Origin of the sequence: Bacillus sp. N12A5, from assembly GCF_026790125.1 — a bacterium.
In the GTDB taxonomy this organism is placed as follows: domain Bacteria; phylum Bacillota; class Bacilli; order Bacillales; family Bacillaceae; genus Bacillus.
This window is the reverse complement of record NZ_JALAMR010000016.1, coordinates 1-23,915: the sequence shown is the minus strand read 5'-3', so window position 1 is coordinate 23,915 and position 23,915 is coordinate 1. Positions and strand designations below refer to the sequence as shown.

The 23,915-nt window shown below is 44.5% G+C and carries 25 protein-coding genes; 17 read left to right on the top strand and 8 right to left on the bottom strand.

Features of this window, described 5'->3' with window-relative positions:
* Positions 1–18 precede the first annotated feature (18 nt).
* From lpdA to bfmBB, 4 genes are read left to right on the top strand one after another with little or no spacing between them, the layout of a single operon-like run.
* On the top strand, positions 19–1,443 hold the full coding sequence (gene lpdA, locus MOC09_RS15745) for a dihydrolipoyl dehydrogenase (RefSeq protein WP_268371064.1): 1,425 nt from the start codon (positions 19–21) through the stop codon (positions 1,441–1,443).
* Between the two features lie 21 nt (positions 1,444–1,464).
* Positions 1,465–2,457: a 3-methyl-2-oxobutanoate dehydrogenase subunit alpha gene (bfmBAA, locus tag MOC09_RS15740; protein WP_019714902.1), complete on the top strand. Its 993-nt coding sequence runs from the start codon at positions 1,465–1,467 to the stop codon at positions 2,455–2,457.
* A gap of 13 nt (positions 2,458–2,470) precedes the next feature.
* Positions 2,471–3,454, top strand: coding sequence for a 3-methyl-2-oxobutanoate dehydrogenase subunit beta (gene bfmBAB, locus MOC09_RS15735; protein WP_268371063.1), 984 nt, complete (start codon positions 2,471–2,473; stop codon positions 3,452–3,454).
* 21 nt (positions 3,455–3,475) lie between these two features.
* Positions 3,476–4,747 (top strand): branched-chain alpha-keto dehydrogenase complex dihydrolipoyllysine-residue (2-methylpropanoyl)transferase, encoded by a 1,272-nt coding sequence (gene bfmBB, locus MOC09_RS15730; RefSeq protein ID WP_268367147.1) that lies wholly within the window; start codon positions 3,476–3,478, stop codon positions 4,745–4,747.
* A 63-nt stretch (positions 4,748–4,810) separates the two neighbouring features.
* Here bfmBB and bmrR read toward each other — a convergent pair whose 3' ends face one another.
* From bmrR to MOC09_RS15715, 3 genes are all read right to left on the bottom strand, one after another.
* A complete protein-coding gene (bmrR, locus tag MOC09_RS15725) occupies positions 4,811–5,647 on the bottom strand; it encodes a multidrug efflux transcriptional regulator BmrR (RefSeq protein WP_268362918.1) in 837 nt (278 codons plus the stop codon).
* 72 nt (positions 5,648–5,719) lie between these two features.
* A complete protein-coding gene (gene bmr, locus MOC09_RS15720; protein ID WP_268371062.1) occupies positions 5,720–6,889 on the bottom strand; it encodes a multidrug efflux MFS transporter Bmr in 1,170 nt (389 codons plus the stop codon).
* A 106-nt stretch (positions 6,890–6,995) separates the two neighbouring features.
* Positions 6,996–7,889 (bottom strand): YegS/Rv2252/BmrU family lipid kinase, encoded by an 894-nt coding sequence (locus MOC09_RS15715; RefSeq protein WP_268371061.1) that lies wholly within the window; start codon positions 7,887–7,889, stop codon positions 6,996–6,998.
* A gap of 160 nt (positions 7,890–8,049) precedes the next feature.
* Between MOC09_RS15715 and brxB the strand changes: the two genes are divergently transcribed.
* The 6 genes from brxB (at position 8,050) to MOC09_RS15685 (ending at position 12,589) form a co-directional block, all read left to right on the top strand.
* Positions 8,050–8,487 carry a bacilliredoxin BrxB gene (gene brxB / locus MOC09_RS15710; RefSeq protein ID WP_003226477.1) on the top strand — a complete coding sequence of 146 codons (438 nt, stop codon included), beginning with the start codon at positions 8,050–8,052 and terminating at the stop codon, positions 8,485–8,487.
* Between the two features lie 255 nt (positions 8,488–8,742).
* Complete coding sequence (gene artP, locus MOC09_RS15705) at positions 8,743–9,510, top strand: arginine ABC transporter substrate-binding protein ArtP (RefSeq protein ID WP_268367146.1); 768 nt, start codon at positions 8,743–8,745, stop codon at positions 9,508–9,510.
* A gap of 80 nt (positions 9,511–9,590) precedes the next feature.
* Positions 9,591–10,250 (top strand): arginine ABC transporter permease ArtQ, encoded by a 660-nt coding sequence (gene artQ / locus MOC09_RS15700; RefSeq protein ID WP_268362914.1) that lies wholly within the window; start codon positions 9,591–9,593, stop codon positions 10,248–10,250.
* Positions 10,243–10,965 carry an arginine ABC transporter ATP-binding protein ArtR gene (artR, locus tag MOC09_RS15695; protein ID WP_268367145.1) on the top strand — a complete coding sequence of 241 codons (723 nt, stop codon included), beginning with the start codon at positions 10,243–10,245 and terminating at the stop codon, positions 10,963–10,965. Before artQ ends, artR begins: the two co-directional genes overlap by 8 nt.
* Before the next feature lie 70 nt (positions 10,966–11,035).
* Positions 11,036–12,004: an FUSC family protein gene (locus MOC09_RS15690; RefSeq protein WP_268367144.1), complete on the top strand. Its 969-nt coding sequence runs from the start codon at positions 11,036–11,038 to the stop codon at positions 12,002–12,004.
* A gap of 51 nt (positions 12,005–12,055) precedes the next feature.
* Positions 12,056–12,589 (top strand): L,D-transpeptidase, encoded by a 534-nt coding sequence (locus MOC09_RS15685; RefSeq protein WP_268367143.1) that lies wholly within the window; start codon positions 12,056–12,058, stop codon positions 12,587–12,589.
* Between the two features lie 20 nt (positions 12,590–12,609).
* On the opposite strand, the gene prli42 is transcribed toward MOC09_RS15685, so the two are convergent.
* Positions 12,610–12,702, bottom strand: coding sequence for a stressosome-associated protein Prli42 (gene prli42 / locus MOC09_RS15680; RefSeq protein WP_151458008.1), 93 nt, complete (start codon positions 12,700–12,702; stop codon positions 12,610–12,612).
* A gap of 89 nt (positions 12,703–12,791) precedes the next feature.
* On the opposite strand from prli42, the gene mce reads away from it, so the two are divergent.
* Genes mce through MOC09_RS15665 form a run of 3 tightly spaced genes read left to right on the top strand, consistent with a single transcriptional unit; the run spans position 12,792 to position 15,863 of the window.
* Positions 12,792–13,214, top strand: coding sequence for a methylmalonyl-CoA epimerase (gene mce / locus MOC09_RS15675; protein WP_268367142.1), 423 nt, complete (start codon positions 12,792–12,794; stop codon positions 13,212–13,214).
* Positions 13,207–14,730, top strand: coding sequence for an acyl-CoA carboxylase subunit beta (locus MOC09_RS15670; protein WP_268371236.1), 1,524 nt, complete (start codon positions 13,207–13,209; stop codon positions 14,728–14,730). Before mce ends, MOC09_RS15670 begins: the two co-directional genes overlap by 8 nt.
* 17 nt (positions 14,731–14,747) lie before the next feature.
* Entirely contained in the window at positions 14,748–15,863 is a 1,116-nt protein-coding gene (locus tag MOC09_RS15665) for a tripeptidase T (RefSeq protein ID WP_268371059.1), read from the top strand.
* Positions 15,864–15,913: 50 nt separating this feature from the next.
* On the opposite strand, the gene MOC09_RS15660 is transcribed toward MOC09_RS15665, so the two are convergent.
* From MOC09_RS15660 to mifM, 3 genes are all read right to left on the bottom strand, one after another.
* Complete coding sequence (locus MOC09_RS15660; protein ID WP_268371057.1) at positions 15,914–16,642, bottom strand: DUF2071 domain-containing protein; 729 nt, start codon at positions 16,640–16,642, stop codon at positions 15,914–15,916.
* Between the two features lie 155 nt (positions 16,643–16,797).
* A complete protein-coding gene (locus tag MOC09_RS15655) occupies positions 16,798–17,625 on the bottom strand; it encodes a membrane protein insertase YidC (RefSeq protein ID WP_268367139.1) in 828 nt (275 codons plus the stop codon).
* 29 nt (positions 17,626–17,654) lie between these two features.
* Positions 17,655–17,942: a membrane protein insertion/folding monitor MifM gene (gene mifM, locus MOC09_RS15650; protein ID WP_268367158.1), complete on the bottom strand. Its 288-nt coding sequence runs from the start codon at positions 17,940–17,942 to the stop codon at positions 17,655–17,657.
* Positions 17,943–18,014: 72 nt separating this feature from the next.
* Between mifM and MOC09_RS15645 the strand changes: the two genes are divergently transcribed.
* Both MOC09_RS15645 and gndA read left to right on the top strand, forming a co-directional pair.
* Positions 18,015–19,259 carry a DNA polymerase IV gene (locus tag MOC09_RS15645; protein ID WP_268367138.1) on the top strand — a complete coding sequence of 415 codons (1,245 nt, stop codon included), beginning with the start codon at positions 18,015–18,017 and terminating at the stop codon, positions 19,257–19,259.
* 109 nt (positions 19,260–19,368) lie between these two features.
* Positions 19,369–20,778, top strand: a complete 1,410-nt coding sequence (gene gndA, locus MOC09_RS15640; protein ID WP_268367137.1) for an NADP-dependent phosphogluconate dehydrogenase — start codon at positions 19,369–19,371, stop codon at positions 20,776–20,778.
* 135 nt (positions 20,779–20,913) lie between these two features.
* Here the strand turns inward: gndA and zwf are convergent, their stop codons facing one another.
* On the bottom strand, positions 20,914–22,383 hold the full coding sequence (gene zwf, locus MOC09_RS15635; protein ID WP_268371054.1) for a glucose-6-phosphate dehydrogenase: 1,470 nt from the start codon (positions 22,381–22,383) through the stop codon (positions 20,914–20,916).
* A 225-nt stretch (positions 22,384–22,608) separates the two neighbouring features.
* Here zwf and rnz point away from each other — a divergent pair, with 225 nt between their 5' ends.
* Both rnz and rpmG read left to right on the top strand, forming a co-directional pair.
* Positions 22,609–23,547 (top strand): ribonuclease Z, encoded by a 939-nt coding sequence (rnz, locus tag MOC09_RS15630; protein WP_268371053.1) that lies wholly within the window; start codon positions 22,609–22,611, stop codon positions 23,545–23,547.
* 67 nt (positions 23,548–23,614) lie between these two features.
* Positions 23,615–23,764, top strand: a complete 150-nt coding sequence (gene rpmG, locus MOC09_RS15625; RefSeq protein WP_003226511.1) for a 50S ribosomal protein L33 — start codon at positions 23,615–23,617, stop codon at positions 23,762–23,764.
* The last annotated feature ends 151 nt before the right edge of the window (positions 23,765–23,915 follow it).

Genomic DNA, 23,915 nt, shown 5'->3' with positions numbered 1-23,915 from the left:
AGACAGGAGTGAGTCACCATGGCAACTGAGTATGACATAGTCATTCTGGGCGGCGGTACCGGCGGTTATGTTGCGGCGATCAGAGCCGCTCAGCTTGGATTAAAAACAGCCGTTGTGGAAAAGGAAAGACTCGGGGGAACATGTCTTCATAAAGGCTGTATCCCGAGTAAGGCGCTGCTTAGAAGTGCCGAGGTATATCGGACAGCTTGTGAAGCCGATCAATTCGGAGTGGAAACGGAAGGCGTGTCCCTCAACTTTGAAAAAGTGCAGCAGCGTAAGCAAGCCGTTGTTGATAAGCTTGCAGCTGGTGTGAATCATTTAATGAAAAAAGGAAAAATTGACGTGTATAACGGATATGGCCGTATCCTTGGACCGTCAATCTTCTCTCCGCTGCCGGGAACGATTTCTGTTGAGCGGGGAAATGGTGAAGAAAATGACATGCTGATCCCGAAACAAGTCATCATTGCAACAGGGTCAAGACCGAGAATGCTTCCGGGATTGGAAGCTGACGGCAAGTCTGTATTGACTTCGGATGAGGCTCTCCAAATGGAGGAGCTGCCAAAATCGATCATCATCGTGGGCGGAGGCGTGATCGGTATTGAATGGGCGTCTATGCTTCATGATTTTGGCGTGAAGGTAACAGTTATCGAATATGCCGAACGTATATTGCCGACCGAAGATCAAGACATTTCAAAAGAAATGGAAAGTCTTCTTAAGAAAAAAGGCATTCAGTTCGTCACAGGGGCAAAAGTGCTGCCTGACACAATGACAAAGACGTCAGACGAAGTCAGCATACAAGCAGAAAAAGACGGAGAAACCGCCACCTACTCTGCCGAAAAAATGCTTGTTTCCATCGGCAGACAGGCAAATATTGAAGGCATCGGCTTAGAAAACACCGATATTGTTTCCGAAAAAGGCGTCATTTCAGTCAATGAAAACTGCCAAACGAAGGAATCTCATATTTATGCAATCGGAGACGTGATCGGGGGCCTTCAGTTAGCTCATGTTGCATCACATGAAGGAATCATTGCCGTTGAGCATATTGCAGGTCTCAATCCGCATCCGCTTGAGCCAACGCTTGTACCAAAGTGCATCTACTCCAGCCCGGAAGCTGCCAGTGTCGGCTTAACAGAAGAAGAGGCAAAGGCGAAGGGGCACAATGTCAAAATCGGCAAGTTTCCATTTATGGCGATCGGAAAAGCGCTTGTTTACGGTGAAAGCGACGGTTTTGTCAAAATCGTGGCGGATCGAGATACGGATGATATTCTCGGTGTTCATATGATCGGCCCGCATGTCACCGACATGATTTCTGAAGCGGGTCTTGCCAAAGTGCTGGACGCAACGCCGTGGGAGGTCGGGCAAACGATTCACCCGCATCCGACGCTTTCTGAAGCAATTGGAGAAGCAGCGCTTGCCGCAGATGGCAAAGCCATTCATTTTTAAAAGCATAAAGGAGGGGCTTGAATGAGTACAAACCGACATCAAGCACTAGGGCTGACTGATCAGGAAGCCGTTGATATGTATAGAACCATGCTGTTAGCAAGAAAAATCGATGAAAGAATGTGGCTGTTAAACCGCTCTGGCAAAATTCCATTTGTAATCTCTTGTCAAGGACAGGAAGCAGCACAGGTAGGAGCGGCTTTTGCCCTTGACCGTGAAATGGATTATGTATTGCCGTACTACAGAGATATGGGTGTCGTGCTCGCGTTTGGCATGACAGCAAAGGACTTAATGATGTCCGGGTTTGCCAAAGCGGCAGATCCGAACTCAGGAGGCCGCCAGATGCCGGGGCATTTCGGACAAAAGAAAAACCGCATTGTAACGGGATCATCTCCGGTTACAACACAGGTGCCGCACGCAGTCGGCATTGCGCTGGCAGGACGTATGGAGAAAAAGGATATCGCAGCCTTTGTTACATTTGGTGAAGGCTCTTCAAACCAAGGCGATTTCCATGAAGGGGCAAACTTTGCCGCTGTCCATAAGCTGCCTGTGATTTTCATGTGTGAAAACAACAAATACGCAATCTCAGTGCCTTACGATAAGCAAGTCGCATGTGAGAACATTTCCGACCGTGCCGTAGGCTATGGGATGCCTGGCGTAACTGTGAATGGAAATGATCCGCTGGAAGTTTATCAAGCGGTTAAAGAAGCACGCGAACGGGCGCGCAGAGGAGAAGGCCCGACATTAATTGAAACAATTTCTTACCGCCTTACACCGCATTCCAGTGATGACGACGACAGCAGCTACAGGGGCCGTGAAGAAGTAGAGGAAGCGAAAAAAAGTGATCCTCTGCTTACTTATCAAGCTTACTTAAAGGAAACAGGCCTGCTGTCCGATGAGACAGAACAAACCATGCTGGATGAAATAATGGCAATTGTAAATGAAGCGACAGATGAAGCGGAGAACGCCCCTTATGCAGCTCCTGAGTCAGCGCTTGATTATGTGTATGCGAAGTAGGGAGGAAGAACAAATGTCAGTAATGTCATATATTGATGCAATCAATTTGGCGATGAAAGAAGAAATGGAACGAGATTCCCGCGTCTTTGTCCTCGGGGAAGATGTAGGAAGAAAAGGCGGTGTGTTTAAAGCGACAGCCGGCCTCTACGAGCAATTTGGAGAAGAACGTGTTATGGATACGCCGCTTGCTGAATCAGCAATCGCCGGAGTCGGTATCGGAGCAGCTATGTACGGGATGAGACCAATTGCTGAAATGCAGTTTGCTGATTTCATTATGCCGGCGGTTAACCAAATCATTTCTGAAGCAGCTAAAATCCGCTACCGCAGCAACAATGACTGGAGCTGCCCGATTGTCGTCAGAGCGCCATACGGCGGAGGCGTGCACGGAGCCCTTTATCATTCTCAATCAGTCGAAGCGATTTTCGCCAACCAGCCCGGACTGAAAATTGTCATGCCTTCAACGCCATATGACGCGAAAGGTCTCTTAAAAGCTGCAGTTCGTGATGAAGATCCGGTGCTGTTTTTGGAGCACAAGCGCGCGTACCGCCTGATAAAAGGAGAGGTTCCTGCAGATGATTATGTCCTGCCAATCGGCAAGGCTGAGGTCAAACGGGAAGGCGACGATATCACAGTGATCACATATGGCCTGTGTGTCCACTTCGCGTTACAGGCTGCAGAACGTCTTGAAAAAGATGGCATCTCAGTACATGTGGTGGATTTAAGAACGGTTTACCCGCTAGATCAAGAAGCGATCATCGAAGCCGCTTCCAAAACCGGGAAGGTTCTTTTGGTCACTGAAGATACAAAAGAAGGCAGTATCATGAGTGAGGTGGCCGCGATTATATCCGAACATTGTCTCTTCGACTTAGACGCGCCGATCAAACGGCTTGCAGGTCCTGATATTCCGGCTATGCCTTACGCGCCGACAATGGAAAAATACTTTATGGTCAACCCTGATAAAGTGGAAGCGGCGATGAGAGAATTAGCGGAGTTTTAAAGACGTAAGGAGGATACAATCATGGCAATTGAACAAATGACGATGCCGCAGCTTGGAGAAAGCGTGACGGAGGGGACGATCAGCAAATGGCTTGTCGCCCCCGGTGATAAAGTGAACAAATACGATCCGATAGCTGAAGTCATGACAGATAAGGTGAATGCAGAGGTTCCATCTTCTTTTACCGGTACGATAACAGAGCTTGTAGGTGAAGAAGGCCAGACCCTGCAAGTCGGAGAAGTAATTTGCAAAATTGAAACAGAAGGCGCCAATCCGGCGGAACAAAAACAAGAACAGCCAGCAGCATCAGAAGCCGCTGAGAACCCTGCTGCAAAAAGTGCCGGAGCAGCCGATCAGCCCAATAAAAAGCGCTACTCGCCAGCTGTTCTCCGTTTGGCCGGAGAGCACGGCATTGACCTCGATCAAGTGACAGGAACTGGTGCCGGCGGCCGCATTACGCGAAAAGATATTCAGCGCATCATTGAGACAGGCGGCGTGCAAGAACGGGATGAGAAGCCGAAAACAGCAGCTCCTGCACCTGAGTCTGCACCAAAACCGGAGCCTAAAGAAGACATCTCATATCCTGCATCTGCAACCGGAGACAAAGAAATTCCTGTTACAGGTGTAAGAAAAGCAATTGCTTCCAATATGAAACGCAGCAAAACAGAAATTCCGCATGCTTGGACGATGATGGAAGTCGACGTCACAAATATGGTGGCATATCGCAACAGTATAAAAGATTCCTTCAAGAAGACAGAAGGATTTAATTTAACGTTCTTCGCCTTTTTCGTAAAAGCGGTCGCTCAGGCGTTAAAAGAATTCCCGCAAATGAATAGCATGTGGGCGGGCGACAAAATTATTCAGAAAAAGGATATCAATATTTCAATCGCGGTTGCCACAGAGGATTCTTTGTTTGTTCCAGTGATTAAAAACGCTGATGAAAAAACAATTAAAGGCATTGCGAAAGAAATTACCGGCCTTGCCAAAAAAGTAAGAGACGGAAAACTCTCAGCAGATGACATGCAGGGAGGCACGTTTACCGTCAACAACACAGGTTCGTTCGGATCCGTTCAGTCGATGGGGATCATCAACTACCCTCAGGCTGCGATTCTTCAAGTAGAATCCATCGTCAAACGCCCGGTTGTCATGGATAATGGCATGATTGCTGTCAGAGACATGGTCAATCTGTGCCTGTCCTTGGATCACAGAGTGCTTGACGGCCTTGTGTGCGGACGTTTCTTGGGACGAGTGAAACAAATTTTAGAGTCGATTGATGAGAAAACATCTGTTTACTAAATAAGCAAAAAGAGCATTTTTTGAAACATAACTTCAAAAAATGCTCTTTTTTATGCAGCACTATTATTCAGCGATTCGGATTTTCATTTCAACCCGGTATTCTTCTTGTTTTTTCGGTGAGTAATGAATCGGTATGATTAACTCGTAAACATCACTGGCAACTGTTAATTGGCGGTCTTCGATATACTTCATAAGCTTCTGTAAGTTGAGAAAATAATGCTCAGGTGAAAAATTATACGCGATACATACATATCTGCCTTTGGGGATCGTGGTGATTTCCATATCCGGCGTAATGGCGGATATTTGTTTATTCGTCAATACAGGGGTAAAGATATGACGGTATACCATTTCATCAATGCTGGTGTATGGCTGAAACGAGAAAGCAGCGCCGTAGCTATTGTTCGTAAATCCATCTGCTGATTCGATAAATTTTTTTAATTTGCTGTAGGAGGCGTTGAGCACGTTTTCAGGCCCGATTCCCTCTGCCTCTGTCTGAATGATTCGCGTTTCTTCTTCATCTAAAATAAACACCTCGCCGAGCGCAGGATATTCCATCTGCCGTTTCATCCGCTTTTTCACCAACGAAATGGTTTGCTCCAATGCTGATAAAAAGTCTAATTTCTCCCTGATTTGCCTCTCCTGTTCTGTATAAAAAGCAAACAGTTCTTCCATCTCTAAGTCCTGTGCCTTTTTCATCTCTACTAAAGGTGTGCCGATATATTTCAATGATTTGATCAAATCCAGATGAATGAGCTGAGAATCTGTATAATAGCGGTAGCTGGTATCCGAGTCAACGTAGGCGGGTTTAAATAAATCAATTTTATCATAATAACGGAGCGCTTTAATTGACACGTTTGCAAGCTTTGAAACTTCTCCAATTGAGTAATACGATTCTTTCATGCCATCACTCCTTCTACCACCAGTATAAAGAAGAAGCGCATTCTTTGCAGTATACAAAGAATACGCTTTTGATCACGTGCTGGCATTAAGGTGTCCCGGCGCTTTCCAAGCTATGGTCAGTGCAATGCCTACGGCTAAAGCCGCCGTTGCAAAGTAGAAAGGGTAGTTTACATCGATATCGAACAGCATTCCGCCGATAATAGGCCCAAATACATTGCCGATACTTGTAAACATTGAATTCATACCGCCAGCAAACCCTTGTTCATTTCCTGCAATTTTTGAAAGGTAAGTTGTTACCGCCGGCCGCATGAGATCAAAACCGACAAATACGGTGACTGTAACCAGCAAAATCGTAAAATAAGAATTTACGACTGTCATCAAGAATACAAGAATCGTCGAGAGAATTAAACTATACCGAATTAGATGAATCTCGCCAAACCATCTTGTAAAACGGTCGAATAAGACGACTTGTGTAATAGCGCCAACAATCGCTCCTCCTGTAATCATAATGGCAATGTCGCTGGCCGTAAATCCGTATTTATGGTCAACGAATAACGCAAATAAAGATTCAAATGACGCCAAACCAAAAGATGAAATCAGGATAATCAGAAAAGCAATGAAATACATAGGCGTAAAAATCCGTTTGAAGCCTGACTTCTGCCCTTTTATGTCCTGATTCTCAGGATTCCGTTCCGGCTCGCGCAGCGTGAGCATTGATAAAATGGCTGCTAACAACGCAAAGGCTGCCGCAAAGAAAAAAGGCAGACGGGAATGGATTTCTGCTAAAAATCCCCCGATGCCGGGACCGATAATAAAGCCTGTTGAAATAGCAGCTGACATATAACCGAGCGCTTTTGGCCTAGTTTTAATGGTTGTGATATCTGCGATAAAAGCCGTCACCCCGGGCATAATGAAGGCAGCGCTGATACCGCCAAGCATACGGGATATAAATAACATCTCCACTGTTTTTCCAATGCCGAATAAAAACTCCGAAACACTGAAAAACAACAGACCGATCACGATCATGATTTTACGTCCGAAGCGGTCAACCCACCGCCCGCCGATTGGTGAGACAATAAGCTGAGTAACAGCGAAGCAGGCAACCATATAGCCAACCGCAGTACCAGATAAATGCAGTTCATTCATAATGGTAGGCGTAACCGGAATCACAAGCCCGATCCCCAAAAAAGCAATAAATAAATTGGTTAATAATATTGTTAAGGTGATATTTTGTTTCTCCATCATGACTGCCCCTTTTTTGAAGTGTATCTCTTATACTGTAAGGTCTCCTCTTAGGGGAGAGTCAACGGATTTACAACATCTTTCAGACACTGTTCGATCCTTATTGTTATTCATGACACGGGACAAGCATATCAATGTGCTGGGGCAGCACTTGAATGACCGTGGGTGTATGGGTATAGACTTCTCCATCTGTATCAGCCTTTTTAACCGTGTCAGTTTCGATTTCGATACGGGAGGCCTGAATATAGGACAGCTCTCCGGAAAACCGATCAATTGTGCCCTGTTCCATGCTCATCAGCTCCCGCAATGCGGTGAGGTTGGTGTTGCGGCAAATGAGGATATCGAGTAAGCCGTCTTCTATACTGGCATCCGGCAGGGGAATTCGGTTCGTTCCAATGTATTGTCCGTTCATGACAAGCAGCATAACCGCTTCTTCATTAATTTCTTTTCCATCAATTTTTAATCTCATTGGAAACGTTTCAGCAGATGACACGGTTCGCAATGCACTTGTAAAATAGCTGACTTTTCCCAATAATGCTTTTGATGTTTCATTGATTTGATTTGACGTTTCTGTAATCAGGCCAATCCCCCAGAAATTTAAAAAATAACGCTTATTCATCTGACATACATCTACGCTTGTTTTTTTTCCTGACACAAGGGCTTCCGCCGCTTTTGCGAGATTTTGGGGAATGCCCAGCACCCTTGAAAAGTCATTGCACGTGCCGCCGGGCAAAATTCCGACAGCGGGCTTTCTTTCTAAAGCGCTGATGCCGTTAATGCATTGATGGACTGTGCCGTCGCCGCCGAGAATAAACACGGTGTCGACAGAATCATCAATGGATTGGCAAAAGTGATACGCATCATCCTTTTTCTTTGTCTGTTTAATGATCACCTCATCTAAGGATTGTGATAAAACCGGCACAACAGCCCCTAAAGCTTTTTCTATATTTTTGCTGCCGGCATTTCCGTTATGAATCAGTAACGCTTTCCGTTGGCTCATACAAAACTGCTCCTTTATTTTACATCTGGTTATATAATCCCCTTTTTCTGTAAGCAGTAAACAGAGAGCAAAAAAAGTGTACAGCCAAGCAATGTCATTTGCCGATATGGACGTTTCCTTGCTATCATAAGAACAGATGATGAAAAAGGAGAGGTCTTCATTGAATATGGACTTTAATTTATTTATGAATGATATTGTCCGCCAAGCGAGACAGGAAATTACAGCTGCCGGATACACTGAGCTGAAAACAGCTGAAGAGGTGGATGAGGCACTCACGAAAAAAGGAACGACGCTTGTCATGGTAAACTCTGTTTGCGGATGCGCCGGGGGAATTGCAAGACCGGCCGCATACCATTCCGTTCACTATGATAAAAGGCCTGATCAGCTCGTTACCGTCTTTGCCGGACAGGATAAAGAAGCGACAGCGCGAGCACGTGATTATTTTGAAGGATATCCGCCATCTTCTCCGTCCTTTGCGATTTTGAAAGACGGAAAAATTATGAAAATGGTGGAACGCCATGAAATTGAAGGCCATGAGCCGATGGCAGTTGTGGCAAAGCTGCAGGAAGCCTTTGAAGAATATTGTGAAGAAGTATAAGACAAACACCCCGGGTGCCTAGACGGCCCCGGTTTTTTTGTGCATAAAAATCGAATAAATATTAAAAAATATTCAATGCAGTTGAACAATGAATCTATTTTCATCTAGTAATATCAAAAAGAGATTGCTGGGAAAATAAGCTTAAAGATAATTTTTAAAAATAGTATTGCATAAAAATAAGAAACTGTTTAAAATACAAATTAACGAATAAATATTCAAATAAACCTAAAGTAATGAATACGGGGGAAATGGATCATGAAAAAATGGCTCTTATTACTTGTAGCTGCCTGCATCACCTTTGCATTGACTGCGTGCGGCTCAAGCAATTCAGGTTCAGAAAGCGGAAAGAAAAAATTAATTATGGGTACTTCGGCGGATTACAAACCGTTTGAATATAAAGAAGGCGATAATATTGTCGGCTTTGATGTAGATTTGGCAAAAGCGCTTGCGAAGAAGACTGGCTACGACATTGAAGTGCAGGATATGGACTTCAACAGCTTAATTACAGCACTGAAATCAAAACAGGTGGATATGGTTCTGTCAGGAATGACACCGACGCCTGAGCGTAAAAAACAAGTTGATTTTTCCGATGTGTACTACACAGCGAACCATATGATAGTCAGCAAAAAAGACAGCGGCATTACATCTCTGAAAGACCTGAAAGGGAAAACAGTCGGCGTTCAGCTTGGTTCTATTCAGGAAGAGAAGGGGAAAGAGCTTTCTCCGGAATATGGTTTTAAAACAGAAGACCGCAACAGAATTTCTGATTTGGTTCAGGAAATCAAATCTGACCGCTTTGATGCCGCGATTATCGAAGACATGGTAGCAGAGGGGTATTTCAAATCGAATGACGACCTGCAAGGCTTTGTCATTCCTGATGCGAAAGCAGAGGAAGCCGGTTCAGCGATTGCTTTCAGAAAGGACAGTGAACTGACAGACAAATTCAATAAAGCCCTCAAGGAAATGGAAGATAACGGAGAGCTCGAGAAATTGAAGAAGAAATGGTTCACTGGCGAGAAGTAAAAAAAAGCGGCTCAACTTTTTCGTTGAGCCTTTTATTGAATAGGAAATCTTTTTTCCTGTAAGAAAAGGAGACAAAGACGATGAATTTGGACTTTTCAGCAACGATCCCCCAAATTCCTTTTATATTAGAAGGCTTGGCAATTACTTTGAAAATTGTCATCGTATCAGCCATTATCGGACTTATATTCGGTATTGTGCTAAGCTTATGCAAGATCAGCACGTTCCGCCCGCTGATCTGGATTGCTGATTTTTATACATCAGTGTTCCGCGGTACGCCTTTAGTGCTGCAGCTTATGATTGTCTATTTCGGGCTGCCTCAGCTGCTCGGGTTTCAAATTGACCAGTTTTGGGCGGCGGTTGTTGCCTTGTCATTGAACTCCGCAGCTTATGTATCGGAAATTATCAGAGCTGGAATCAACGCCATTGATAAAGGGCAAAAAGAGGCTGCTGTCGCACTGGGTGTCCCGTACGGTAAAATGATGAAGGATCTGCTTTTGCCGCAGGCCTTCAAAAATATATCACCTGCAATTGTGAATGAGTTAATTACGCTGACAAAAGAATCGGCGATCGTCACTGTCATCGGGCTTGGTGATGTCATGAGACGCGCATATCAAGCTGGCGCTGCCACTTACAATTACCTTGAACCGCTCATTATCGCCGGATTGATTTATTATGTGCTTGTCCTGATTTTAACGTTTATCGGCAAGGCTGTAGAAAGGAAGCTGAAATCCAATGATTAAGGTTGAAAAGCTGTCAAAATCATTTGGGAAACACGAAGTATTAAAAAACATTTCAACAACGATCGCCGAAGGTGAGGTTGTTGCCGTGATCGGTCCTTCAGGCTCAGGCAAATCAACGTTCCTACGCTGTTTAAACCTGTTGGAAAAGCCTAACGGCGGAACCATTACAATAAAAGACACAGAGATTACGAAGCCGAAAACCAACACATTAAAGGTCCGGGAAAACATCGGGATGGTTTTTCAGCATTTTCATCTCTTTCCGCACAAAACGGTTCTCGAAAATATCATGTATGCGCCTGTCAATGTCAAAAAAGAATCAAAACAGGCTGCACAGGAAAAAGCGGAAGAGCTCCTGCGTAAAGTCGGCTTGTTTGAAAAGAGTAATGACTATCCAAACCGCTTATCAGGCGGACAAAAACAGCGTGTCGCCATCGCGCGGGCTCTTGCGATGAATCCGGAAATCATGCTGTTTGACGAACCGACCTCTGCACTTGATCCAGAGATGGTGAAAGAAGTGCTCCAGGTGATGAAAGAACTGGTCGAAACCGGTATGACCATGGTGATCGTTACGCATGAAATGGGCTTTGCCAAAGAAGTGGCAGACCGCGTGCTGTTTATGGACCAAGGAATGATTGTCGAGGACGGCAATCCGAAAGAATTTTTTCTTTCGCCGAAATCCAAAAGAGCACAGGACTTTTTAGAGAAAATATTATAGAATATAAAAAAAGAAGAAGGCTAAAGCTTCTTCTTTTTTATTGAAGAAACAAATAGAAATGGAGTCCGACATGTTTAAAATTGGTTACCGCACAATAAAGACCGCGCTTGGAACAGCTTTGGCTATTTATATAAGCCAGCTTTTGCATTTGCAAAACTTCGCATCAGCAGGAATCATCACCATTTTGTGCATTCAAATCACACAAAAACGGTCGCTTCAGGCATCGTGGGCCCGCTTTGCGGCATGCTGCCTGGCAATTGTTTTTTCTTATCTTTTTTTCGAGCTCATTGGATATCACCCATTTGTTATCGGAGCACTTCTCTTGATATTCATCCCGTTAACAGTCCTGTTAAAAATTAACGAGGGCATTGTCACCAGTTCCGTTATTATCCTTCATTTGTACATGTCCGGCGGCATTACGCTTGCTTTCATTTGGAATGAAGTTCAGCTGATCACGGTTGGTATCGGTGTCGCTCTTTTGATGAACTTGTATATGCCGAGCCTTGACCGGAAACTGATTGCCTATCGCAAAAAGATAGAGGATAACTTTGCTGTCATTTTTGCAGAAATAGAGCGGTATTTGTTAACTGGTGAGCAAGATTGGACTGGAAAAGAAATCCCGGAAACGCACCGGCTCATCACGGAGGCTAAAAACCTGGCATACCGAGATGTCCAAAACCATATTCTGCGCTATGAAAATCTGCATTATCATTATTTTAAAATGAGAGAAAAGCAATTTGAAATTATCGAACGCCTTCTCCCTAAAGTGACTTCTATCTCCATTACAGTAGATCAGGGAAAAATGATCGCTGAATTTATTCACGATTTGCGGGAAGCGATACACCCGGGAAATACGGCGCACAAATTTCTGAAAAGACTTGCTGATATGAGAAAAGAATTTGAGGAGATGCCGCTTCCGGCGACAAGAGAGGAATTTGAAGCGAGAGCCGCTCTCTTCCATCTTCTCGGCGAAATGGAACAATATTTAGTGATTAAAAGTTATTTTAAAGGGATAAAATCGCAAAAATCACTCGGCTGATTCGCATGAGCCCTTCCTTCATTGGTCAACCTAATGAAAAAGGAGGAGCTTATGCGTTTTTTCTTATGTTCGATTTTTATGATGATGATTTCACCGATTTGGCCGCTTGGCGAAAACCCGCTGCCTGGCGACCCGTATGTCATTGTCAACAAGAAAACAAACGAACTGGCTGTCATCCTCGACAACAAAGTAGAAGGCGTTTACAGCGTGGCGACCGGAAAAACCGGTGATCTGACGCCTGAAGGGGAATTTACGGTAATGGTAAAAGCGGCGAATCCGTACTATAGAAAGAAAAATATTGAAGGGGGATCTCCTGACAACCCGCTTGGGGCAAGATGGATCGGGTTTGATGCAAAAGGAACAGACGGACGGATTTATGGAATCCATGGGACAAACCGGGAAGAATCAATAGGGAAATTTGTGTCTAACGGCTGTATACGTATGCATAACGATGAGGTTGTTCATCTGTTTCAAACGATTCCGGTGGGTACGAGAGTGCTGATTACACGCGACTCCCGCTCTTTTGAAGAGATTGCTATCGAGCATAAAGCTCTGATAAAAAAGCAGGATGTTCCCAATCCATAAGGCTGCCTGCTTTTTTATCGTTAGAAAAACATGACGATTCCTGAAAGTACAGTTGAAAGAATAAAAACTCCCAAAATCAGGATTAAAACGCTTTTCATCAGTTTTTGAGACATGATTTCACTCCTTAGGCAATCTGTCTATATTTTAGCGTGTTTTGAATGGGCGGACAAGTGATATCTATTGGCGGAAGGCAGGGATGAAAATGAACAGGCTTGACCATATTGGGATAGCTGTTTTTTCGATAGAAGAAGCGAGGAGCTTTTACGAGGATATATTAGGGCTTACGTTTCTCTATCAAGAAACAGTTGAAGAGCAAAAGGTGAATGTTGCTTTTTTTCAAACGGGAAGCGTCAAGCTGGAGCTGATAGAGCCGTTGACAACTGACAGCCCCGTCCGTTTATTTTTAGAGAAGAAAGGGCAGGGACTGCATCATGTTGCGTTTTTGTGCACCGGCTTATCTGAACAGCTGCAAGCATTGTCTGACCGGCAAGTTCAATTGATTGACAGGTATCCGAGACAGGGAGCAAACGGGAAAAAGATCGCCTTTCTTTCGCCGCGGGAAACAAACGGCGTTCTTGTAGAGCTGTGCGAGCCGAAAGGAGGCCAAACCGATGAACATGAATGAGCATATTGATCATTTATACATGAGACGCAGGCAGGCGGAACAAGGCGGAGGACATGAAAAGCTGGCCCAGCAGCGGCAAAAGGGAAAACTGACCGCTCGGGAAAGAATCAAGTTTCTTCTTGATCAGGACAGCTTTATCGAGCTGCATCCCTTCATGGAAAGTCAAGTGTTAACAAGAGAACAGCGTATGTTAGGGGATGGGGTCGTGACAGGGTATGGCACAATACAAGGCCGCTCTGTATATGTGTTTGCCCAAGACTTCACAGTATTCGGCGGGGCGCTAGGCGAAACCCATGCCAAAAAAATCTGCGTTCTGATGGATCTGGCAGCAAAAAACAAGGCGCCGATTATCGGGCTGAATGACTCAGGTGGTGCGAGAATTCAAGAGGGTGTGGTATCATTAGATGGATACGGTCACATATTTTACCGAAACGTCTTATATTCCGGAGTCATTCCGCAAATATCGGTTATTTTAGGGCCGTGTGCTGGAGGCGCTGTATATTCTCCGGCACTCACAGATTTTATATTTATGGCTGAACAGACCGGCCGGATGTTCATTACCGGTCCGAAGGTGATTGAAAAAGTGACAGGCGAACAGGTTGATGCGGAGAGCTTAGGTGGAGCGGGGATACATAATGCCGTCAGCGGAAATGCCCACTTTTCCGGACATACGGAGAAGGAGGTTCTGACAGGAGTGAAAAAACTGCTGTCTTATTTGCCGCAAAATGGCCAGACAATAGCGCCGCAGCCAGGGAAAGAGGGCTCCCAACCGTTATTAAACCGTCTCGTGCCTGCTGACACGACAAAGCCGTATGATGTTCGGACGGTGATTAAGGAGCTTGCTGATCCGCAGTCTTTTTTTGAGGTTCAGCCGTATTTTGCGAGAAACATTGTCATTGGGTTTGCAAGGCTGGGTCAAAAAACGATCGGCATCGTTGCGAGCCAGCCAAAGCATCTGGCGGGAAGCCTGACGATTGACGCCGCTGATAAAGCAGCAAGGTTCATTCGTTTTTGCGATGCTTTTGATATACCGCTGTTAACTGTCGAGGATGTTCCGGGATTTCTGCCCGGAGTTCAGCAGGAGCATAACGGAATTATCAGGCACGGAGCAAAGCTATTGTTTGCCTATGCGGAAGCGACCGTCCCAAAAGTCACGCTCATTATCAGAAAAGCCTACGGCGGTGCCTATGTCGCTATGAACAGCAAAGCGATCGGAGCGGACCTTGTGTTTGCATGGCCAAATGCTGAAATCGCAGTGATGGGTTCAGAAGGCGCGGCATCGATTTTGTATGAAAAAGAAATAAAAGCTTCAGCCGACCCGCAAAAGACAAAACGCGAAAAAACAGCTGAATACAAAAAGCAAAACGCCGGCCCATACAAAGCGGCGGCCTGCGGAATGGTTGATGACATCATTTTGCCGGAAGAATCAAGGAAAAGGCTGATCCAAGCTTTTTACATGCTTGCGCATAAGACAGAAGAGAGACCGAAAAAAAAGCACGGTAACATACCGCTTTAACATGGAGGGACTTACACATGGTGAATGAAAAACGCCTGCTGGAAGAATTTTTAGAGCTTGTTCAAATTGACTCAGAAACAAAACACGAAGCAGAAATCTGCAAAGTGCTGAAACAAAAATTTTCTGATTTAGGTGTAGACGTTAAAGAAGACGATACAATGGATATCACCGGCCACGGTGCCGGAAACCTGATCTGCACATTAAAAGGGACAAAACAAGCGGATACGATCTATTTTACATCCCATATGGATACAGTCGTACCCGGAAACGGCGTAAAACCGGTTGTAGAGAATGGTTATGTCAAAACAGACGGCACGACGATTTTAGGCGCTGATGATAAAGCGGGACTGGCTGCAATGTTTGAAGCGATTAAAGTGCTGAAAGAAGAAAACATTGAGCACGGCACGATTGAATTCATCATTACAGTAGGCGAGGAATCAGGCCTGATCGGAGCAAAGGCGCTTGACCGTTCTATGATCACGGCATCCTACGGCTATGCCCTTGACTCAGATGGAAAAGTCGGAAATATCATTGTGGCCGCGCCGACACAAGCAAAGGTAAGAGCGGCAATTTACGGGAAAACCGCACATGCCGGCGTTGAACCTGAAAAAGGCATTTCAGCGATTACAATCGCAAGCAAAGCCATTTCAAAAATGCCATTGGGCCGTATCGATGAAGAAACAACAGCAAACATCGGCCGGTTTGAAGGCGGCACACAGACAAACATTGTGTGCGACGAAGTCCATATTCTTGCTGAAGCACGCTCATTAGTTCCTGAGAAAATGGAAGCTCAGGTTCAAAAAATGAAAGCTGCTTTTGAAGAGGCCGCAGCTGATATGGGCGGACGCGCAGAAGTCGAAATTGAAGTCATGTATCCTGGATTCAAATATCAAGACGGCGACCAAGTTGTTGAAATCGCGAAAAAAGCCGCAGCTAAAATCGGACGCCCGAGCGAGCTGCAAACGAGCGGCGGCGGAAGCGATGCGAACGTTATTGCAGGTCATGGCATCCCGACGGTTAACCTTGCTGTCGGTTATGAGCAAATTCATACAAAAAATGAAAAAATGCCGGTTGAAGAACTCGTCAAAACGGCAGAAATGGTTGTTGCCATTATTGAAGAGGCGGCAAAATAAAAAAAGAAAACCCGAGCGGGCCAGCCCCGACTCGGGTTTTTTTCTTGCATTCAGCGCCATTGCCTGAGCGGCCAAAATAACACGTCCTGCTTTTTAGCGTAATGAAGCAAGGGGTCTGACTCTGGCAGTGTAATGCCGTGAGCATCAGCCACCGTATTGACGGAAAACTCGGCTTCTGCATGTTGCAGCAGCCACGGATGATGATGAATGTCTTCGTAATAGAGCTTATTGCGATAAGTGGTGTAGAGCCTGTATCGTTCCGTCAGCCAGTAATCGAGCGACTCCTTTTCTGCTGTAAAAGGAGCTGAAATGGGCCGGTATGCGGCGTGGAATGCTGCTTCTTTGTCATCTTTCCGCTTGCTGGCATAGTTAATGCCATCATCGTTTTTTTCGGCTTTCATATCCGCGTAAAAATAAGGCAGATGAAAGAATGTGCGAGCGCCAAGGACCGCCAGCCGATGATCGGCATCTAAGCTAAAAAAATAAATGCCGGGCTTGCCTTTATACGTGACATAAGTGCGGAGGTTAAGCTCAGGAAATGCACGCGCACCGGGAATGGCAGGAAGATAACGCGCCCTCAGGTTCGTGAGCATAAAGGGAAGCATGCTGATCCAAGCTTGCCCGTTATATGTATCTAATTCTAAAACGGACGGTACCAAGGCGCGAAGGATAGAAACATCAACAGGCCAGTGGGCAAATAAGACATCATTCCAGGTTTGTCTCATGATCCAAATTCCTTCTGGCACAGAAATAATTTTTTGCTCAGCCCGATCTGTCACGTTTATGCTCCTTTCATTTAGATGTGAGTAAAGGTATTCCCGATTTGTTACTTTTTAAACGATACGGCTGTTTTTTAGGATGACCATTTTCGCGTCAGCCATGACAGTGGTAAGATACAAAAAACAACCCCGGCTTTTTGCTCGGGGTTGTTTCATTATTTGACCGGCTCAGTAAGACCGGCTGTCTTTTTACTTTTATGATGCGTCATCTGAAGGACAATGTTTTGCACTGTCAGGAACAGTCCGCTTGTGAACCAGTACAGCGGAAGGGCTGCGGGGACATTAAGCGAGAAAATCGTCATCATCACAGGGAAGATGAACACCATCAATTTTGCGGATTGCTGCGCCGCCGGATTTTGCGGGACAGCGGAATATTTGGCGCTCAGTTTTTGAGCGACATAGGCTTGTACAAAGTACATAACTCCCGCACTAAGAGACACGAGAATGTCAGATTGTCCTAAACTGAACCATAAAAACGAGTGTGACGCAATTTCAGGTGTAGAGCGAATCGCGTAATAAAACCCGATCAAAATCGGAAACTGAATCAGCATGGGGAGACATCCCATGGCAAGCGGATTGATATTATGCTCCTGATACAGCTTCATCATTTCCATTTGCAGTTCTTTTTGCTTTTCCGGGTCCTTCGTCTTTTTCAATTTGGCCTGAATGCTGTCAACCTGAGGTTTAATAACGGCCATTTTCTCTTGGAACATACGCTGTTTTTTGAATTGATTGACAAACAAAGGCAGTACAACCACACGTACAATAAGGGTGACGAGAATAATAGATAGTCCGTATTCTCCGTGAAACAGTCCGGCAACACCCTTAAGCAGGGCGGAAAACGGTTCGATTAAATAATCGTGGAAAAAGCCGACGTTGCTGAGGCCTCCCACCTGATTAGTCGCCGCAAATGCTGCATTGCCCGTGCATAATATGACCAAAAAGATCCCTAAAGCCAATAGTTTTTGATAAGTTTTTAACAATTTGTTCTCCTCCTTTTTATAAATAGGGTTTATAAAAGAAGGGAACGGGCGTCTTCATCATCATTCACAGGCGAATTCATTCGGAAGACTTTACGTATCCAAGTTGTAATGCGATGATATATAATAATAAGAAAGTCTGTTCGGTTAATGTGAAAGACCGTTTGATGTTCATCTGTTCGTTTTGATTTCCATTGCTCCCCCGCACGGCACTCTCGCAAGAGAAATGCAATCCCGATTGCCGTCAGGGCTGGAAGAATAATTGTGAAAAAATCGACTAAGAATAAAACGTCATTTATCGATTCCACAAACATTGTAATCACATCCATTCAATACTTTCATTTTACTATATGTACAAGCCGTTGTCTAATGAACGAAAAGGAGATTTATGTATGTCGGGAAAGGGCCGAATTATTTTCCATATTGATATGAATAGCTTTTACGCATCGGTGGAAATGGCATATGATCCGGCCCTTCGGGGGAAGCCGGTCGCAGTTGCCGGAAACGTAAAGGAGCGAAAGGGCATCGTGGTGACATGCAGCTACGAGGCTAGAGCGCGCGGCGTCAAAACAACGATGCCGGTTTGGGAAGCGAAGCGCAATTGTCCTGAGCTCATCGTTCTTCCGCCGAATTTTGACCGCTATAGAAGCTCTTCAAGAGCGATGTTTAACATCCTCCGTGAATATACTGACCTGGTGGAGCCTGTCTCCATCGACGAAGGCTATATGGACATGACCGATACACCATACAGCAGCCGCGCTCTGGAGACGGCAAAGGAAATCCAAAGCAGGCTGCAAAAAGAGCTGCTGCTTCCGTCAAGCATAGGGATCGCGCCGAATAAATTTCTCGCTAAGATGGCGTCTGATATGAAAAAACCGCTCGGCATCACGATTTTAAGAAAGAGACAGGTGCCTGACATCCTTTGGCCGCTTCCTGTTGGAGAGATGCACGGGGTAGGCAAAAAGACAGCGGAAAAGCTAAAGGGACTCGGCATTCATACGATTGGAGAGTTAGCTGCAGCTGATGAGCACTCACTGAAACGTTTACTTGGCATCAACGGGCCGCGCCTTAAAAATAAAGCAAATGGCATTCACCATGCGCCAGTTGATCCGGAACGCATTTACGAATTTAAAAGTGTCGGCAACTCATCGACACTTTCACATGATTCCAGTGATGAAGAAGAGCTGTTAGGCGTTTTCAGAAAGCTTGCCGCTTCCGTGAGCGACCGCTTACAGCGCAAGGAAGTCATGGCTTCGAAGCTTTTTATTATGATTAGATATGCAGATTGGAAAACCATCACGAGAAGCATCACGCTGAAAAATCCGATCGATCAAAAAAATGAAATTATGAAAGAAGCAGAGCACCTCTTTTTTAAACATTGGAATAAAAATCCTGTCAGGCTGCTTGGCATTACCGGAACGGATTTAGTAGAGAAAGAGCAGGCCTATAAGCAGCTCGATTTGTTCAGTTTTAATGAAGATGCAAAGGAGGAGCCCATTCAGCAGATGATGGAAAAGCTGAATGAAAAGTACGGCACCAAGCTGATCAGAAAAGGGGCAAGGATAAAAAAAGAAGAGAGCAAAACGAAGGGAACAAGCTTTAACAAAGATTTTTTTCAGGATGAAAAGAAAAGCTGAATAACTTGAAAAAAGGGGGAGAAGTATGGTAATTTCTTTATTATAAATATCATTTTATTTTAATTTAAATTTTAAAATGATTAAACGTTTGCAGAAGGGACGTTAGAATATGTCAAAACAACAAATCGGAGTTATCGGTCTTGCGGTCATGGGTAAAAATCTGGCTTTAAATATCGAAAGCCGTGGATTTTCAGTTTCTGTTTACAACAGATCAAGCAGTAAAACTGAGGAGTTTTTGCAGGAGGCAAAAGGCAAAAATGTTGTTGGTACATACAGCATTGAAGAGTTTGTCCAATCCTTGGAAAAACCGCGCAAAATCTTATTAATGGTTAAAGCGGGAACTGCAACAGATGCGACAATTCAATCTCTTCTTCCTCATCTAGAAAAGGATGATATTTTAATTGACGGCGGTAATACATACTATAAAGACACACAGCGCCGTAACAAAGAGCTTGCTGAAAGCGGCATTCATTTTATCGGAACAGGCGTTTCCGGCGGAGAAGAAGGAGCGCTTAAAGGGCCTTCAATTATGCCTGGCGGACAAAAAGAAGCACATGAGCTAGTAAAGCCGATTCTTGAAGCGATTTCTGCAAAAGTTGACGGAGAGCCTTGTACGACATATATCGGTCCAGACGGTGCCGGCCATTACGTAAAAATGGTGCACAATGGTATTGAATACGGAGATATGCAGCTGATCTCTGAATCTTACTTCATTCTGAAACAGGTGCTGGGCCTTTCAGCTGATGAGCTTCACGAAGTTTTCGCTGAATGGAATAAAGGCGAGCTTGACAGCTACCTGATTGAGATTACAGCTGACATCTTTACGAAAAAAGACGAAGAGACAGGCAAACCGCTTGTTGATGTGATTCTTGATAAAGCAGGCCAAAAAGGAACAGGAAAATGGACAAGCCAAAGCGCACTAGACTTAGGTGTTCCGCTTCCGATTATTACTGAGTCTGTATTCGCGCGCTTTATTTCAGCTATGAAGGAAGAGCGTGTGAAAGCAAGCGGCCTTCTATCAGGACCAGAAGTGAAGCCTGTTACGGAAAATAAAGAAGAGCTGATTGAAGCAGTCAGAAAAGCGCTGTTCATGAGTAAAATCTGTTCTTACGCGCAAGGATTTGCCCAAATGAAAGCTGCTTCTGAAGAATATAACTGGGATCTGAAATATGGCGAAATCGCTATGATCTTCCGCGGCGGCTGCATCATTCGCGCGGCATTCCTTCAGAAGATCAAAGAAGCTTACGATCGTGAACCTGAGCTTGATAACCTGCTTCTTGACAGCTACTTCAAGAATATTGTAGAAAGCTACCAAGGAGCGCTTCGCCAAGTGATTTCACTTGCAGTTGCCCAAGGTGTGCCGGTGCCATCATTCTCTAGTGCATTAGCATACTATGATAGCTACCGTACAGCTGTACTGCCTGCAAACCTTATCCAAGCACAGCGTGACTACTTTGGCGCCCATACTTATGAGCGTACTGATAAAGAAGGTATTTTCCATACTGAATGGATGAAGTAATCAGTAAAAACCCCCGAAGCTCTAGAGCTTCGGGGGTTTTATTATTATAGAAGGCCTGAGTGATTTGGCAGTCAAATGTCGTTGACAGCTGAAAAAAGCCGAAAATGCTTACAAGCATTTTCGGCTTTTTTCTTATTAGATATTCCACCAATGCAAGCCGTCTTTCGCCAAAAGATCATCTGATTCTTTCGGTCCCATTGAGCCTGATTCGTAGTTAGGAGATAAGGTTTTGTTAGCTGCCCATGTTTCAGAAATGGAATCGACAAAGCTCCAGGAAAGGGCAACTTCATCCCAATGTGCAAAGTTTGTTGCATCGCCAAGAAGACAGTCATGAATTAATTTTTCATACGCTTCAGGGGTATTCAACTCGTCATTGCAGTTGCTGCAGTAATCGAGTTTGATAGGCTGTGCGTGTGCCGCTCCGCCAAGCTTTTTAGCGTTTAAGTAAAGCGTAATGCCTTCGTCAGGCTGAATATGGATGACGAGTAAGTTCGGATTCATGTTGTTTTCATTGCCGTAGTACAGATTCATCGGAATGTCTTTAAATTGAACGACGATTTTGGTGGACTTTTCTTTCATTCTTTTTCCGGTGCGGATATAGAATGGCACACCAGCCCATCTGAAGTTGTCGATCAAGAGCTTGCCTGCAACAAAGGTTTCTGTATTGGAATCAGGAGCGACATTATCTTCATCTGTATAAGCAGGAACCGGTACACCGTCAATTTCACCGGCTTGATATTGTCCGCGAACAAAGTACTCATCGACTTCTTCTTTTGCAATAGGACGAAGCGCTCTCAGCACCTTCACTTTTTCGCTTCGGATTTCTTCTGTGTTCAATTTGATCGGCGGCTCCATTGCAAGAAGGGCAACCATCTGCATAATATGGTTTTGCACCATGTCGCGAAGAGCGCCTGATTTTTCGTAATATCTTGCGCGGTCTTCAACGCCTAGTGACTCGCTAGATGTGATTTGAATATTTGAAATGTAGCGGTTTGTCCAAAGCGGTTCAAAAATCGCATTGGCAAATCGAATGACTTCAATGTTCTGAACCATTTGTTTTCCTAAATAATGGTCGATTCGGTAAATTTGATCTTCCGTAAATGCTTCGCGAATTTCTTTGTTCAGTGCCTGTGCGCTTGGCAGATCATGGCCAAACGGCTTTTCAATGACAAGGCGGGACCAGCCTGTTGTTGCTGTAACACCTTCTGATTTTAATGTTTTTGCAATTGTCCCGAAGAATTCAGGAGCCATTGCCAGGTAGAACATTCTGTTGTTCGGAATTTGATATGTATCTTCCAGCTGGTTAAGCAATACGTTTAGCTCTTGATAAGAGCCAGGATTTGTCACGTCGAACGGGTGATAGTAAAAATGAGACGTGAAATCATCTATATGTTTATCTGCAGATGAGGAAACAGATGTTTTAACGGTTTGGCGAAGATCCTCATTAGACCAAGGTCTTCTTCCAACTCCTACAACTGCAAACTCTTCTCCGATTTGTCCGTTTTGATATAAACGGTGAATAGACGGATACAGTTTTCGTTTTGCTAAATCTCCCGTTGCACCGAATATGACAATTACTGCTTTTGGTTGTTGGTTTGTTTTCACTAAAAGTACCTCACTTTATTCGAAGCTTTATTTTAGTACACCCCGTATATTTCCTTCATTTTAAATCTAAAATTCAACGAAAGCAAACATTTAAGCCCTTTTTTTGCAGAATGCCGTAAAAATGTTTTTAGAACGAAAGGATTGTTCCTTATAGAGGCAAGATTCACATTTTGCGCTTGATCCTGTATTCTTGTAGGTATCTGGTTCTAGTAGGAGGAAGGAAATGTGGAATTACTTTTTTTAGGGACGGGAGCCGGCATTCCCGCCAAGGCGAGAAACGTAACGTCGGTCGCATTAAAATTGCTTGAAGAAAGGCGTTCGATATGGCTGTTTGACTGCGGGGAAGCCACACAGCATCAAATTTTACATACAACGATTAAACCTCGTAAAATAGAAAAAATCTTCATTACCCATATGCACGGCGATCATGTATACGGGCTTCCGGGGCTTCTGGGGAGCCGTTCCTTTCAAGGCGGAGAGGACGAGCTGACAGTGTACGGGCCTAAAGGGATTAAGGCGTTTATTGAAACAAGCCTAGCCGTTACGAAAACCCATTTGACATATCCGCTTGTGATCCAGGAAATCGAAGAAGGAATCGTGTTTGAAGACGAGCAGTTTATTGTCACAGCAGTATCCGTTATTCATGGAGTGGAAGCCTTCGGATACCGCGTGCAGGAAAAAGACGTGCCTGGTTCCTTAAAGGCGGATTTACTAAAGGACATGAACATCCCGCCTGGGCCTGTGTACCAAAAAATCAAAAAAGGTGAAACGGTAACGCTTGAAGACGGGCGCATCATCAATGGAATTGATTTTTTAGAGGCTCCTAAAAAGGGAAGGGCTGTGGTGTTTTCTGGAGATACGAGAGTAAGTGATAAGTTAAAAGAGCTTGCACGGGATTGTGATGTGCTTGTTCATGAAGCAACCTTTGCAAAGGAAGACAGGAAACTTGCTTATGATTATTTTCACAGTACCACGGAACAAGCGGCCGTTACAGCGAAAGAAGCCGGGGCGAAGCAGCTGATTTTAACCCATATCAGCGCCAGATATCAGGGAGATGCCTCTTTGGAGCTGCAAAAGGAAGCGGCAGACGTTTTCCCAAACAGCGTGGCGGCGTATGATTTTTTAGAGATAAATGTTCCGCGGATCAGAGGCCAAGAGCTCTGATTTGACAATCTGTGATTACGTTGTATAATAAAACGTAATCATTACGCTTTATAAGGAGATGTTTATAATGAGAGTCAATGTTACTTTAGCCTGCACTGAAACGGGAGACCGAAACTACATCACAACAAAAAATAAACGCACCAATCCAGACCGTTTAGAACTGAAAAAATATTCACCGCGTTTAAAGAAATATACCCTGCATCGAGAAACGAAATAACAAAAAAGACCGGGCGTCTGATATTATCCCCTCTAAGTAGACAGTGTAAAAAGCCCACTTTTCAAAAGTGGCTGTTACACTATACTTGGAGGGGATTTTTTATGGCGCGAAAAGGACAACACTTTCAGCACTATACCAAAGAATTCAAGAT

Bases quoted from the DNA above. Each gene is read 5' to 3' on its own strand.
- bfmBB (WP_268367147.1), top strand. From the start codon at position 3,476: ATGGCAATTGAACAAATGACGATGCCGCAGCTTGGAGAAAGCGTGACG.
- MOC09_RS15685 (WP_268367143.1), top strand. From the start codon at position 12,056: ATGCGTTTTTTCTTATGTTCGATTTTTATGATGATGATTTCACCGATT.
- bmr (WP_268371062.1), bottom strand. From the start codon at position 6,889: ATGGAGAAACAAAATATCACCTTAACAATATTATTAACCAATTTATTT.
- mce (WP_268367142.1), top strand. From the start codon at position 12,792: ATGAACAGGCTTGACCATATTGGGATAGCTGTTTTTTCGATAGAAGAA.
- rpmG (WP_003226511.1), top strand. From the start codon at position 23,615: ATGAGAGTCAATGTTACTTTAGCCTGCACTGAAACGGGAGACCGAAAC.
- bmrR (WP_268362918.1), bottom strand. From the start codon at position 5,647: ATGAAAGAATCGTATTACTCAATTGGAGAAGTTTCAAAGCTTGCAAAC.
- artQ (WP_268362914.1), top strand. From the start codon at position 9,591: ATGAATTTGGACTTTTCAGCAACGATCCCCCAAATTCCTTTTATATTA.
- MOC09_RS15690 (WP_268367144.1), top strand. From the start codon at position 11,036: ATGTTTAAAATTGGTTACCGCACAATAAAGACCGCGCTTGGAACAGCT.
- gndA (WP_268367137.1), top strand. From the start codon at position 19,369: ATGTCAAAACAACAAATCGGAGTTATCGGTCTTGCGGTCATGGGTAAA.
- lpdA (WP_268371064.1), top strand. From the start codon at position 19: ATGGCAACTGAGTATGACATAGTCATTCTGGGCGGCGGTACCGGCGGT.
- MOC09_RS15645 (WP_268367138.1), top strand. From the start codon at position 18,015: ATGTCGGGAAAGGGCCGAATTATTTTCCATATTGATATGAATAGCTTT.
- artP (WP_268367146.1), top strand. From the start codon at position 8,743: ATGAAAAAATGGCTCTTATTACTTGTAGCTGCCTGCATCACCTTTGCA.
- prli42 (WP_151458008.1), bottom strand. From the start codon at position 12,702: ATGTCTCAAAAACTGATGAAAAGCGTTTTAATCCTGATTTTGGGAGTT.
- MOC09_RS15665 (WP_268371059.1), top strand. From the start codon at position 14,748: ATGGTGAATGAAAAACGCCTGCTGGAAGAATTTTTAGAGCTTGTTCAA.
- artR (WP_268367145.1), top strand. From the start codon at position 10,243: ATGATTAAGGTTGAAAAGCTGTCAAAATCATTTGGGAAACACGAAGTA.
- MOC09_RS15670 (WP_268371236.1), top strand. From the start codon at position 13,207: ATGAATGAGCATATTGATCATTTATACATGAGACGCAGGCAGGCGGAA.
- bfmBAB (WP_268371063.1), top strand. From the start codon at position 2,471: ATGTCAGTAATGTCATATATTGATGCAATCAATTTGGCGATGAAAGAA.
- MOC09_RS15715 (WP_268371061.1), bottom strand. From the start codon at position 7,889: ATGAGCCAACGGAAAGCGTTACTGATTCATAACGGAAATGCCGGCAGC.
- bfmBAA (WP_019714902.1), top strand. From the start codon at position 1,465: ATGAGTACAAACCGACATCAAGCACTAGGGCTGACTGATCAGGAAGCC.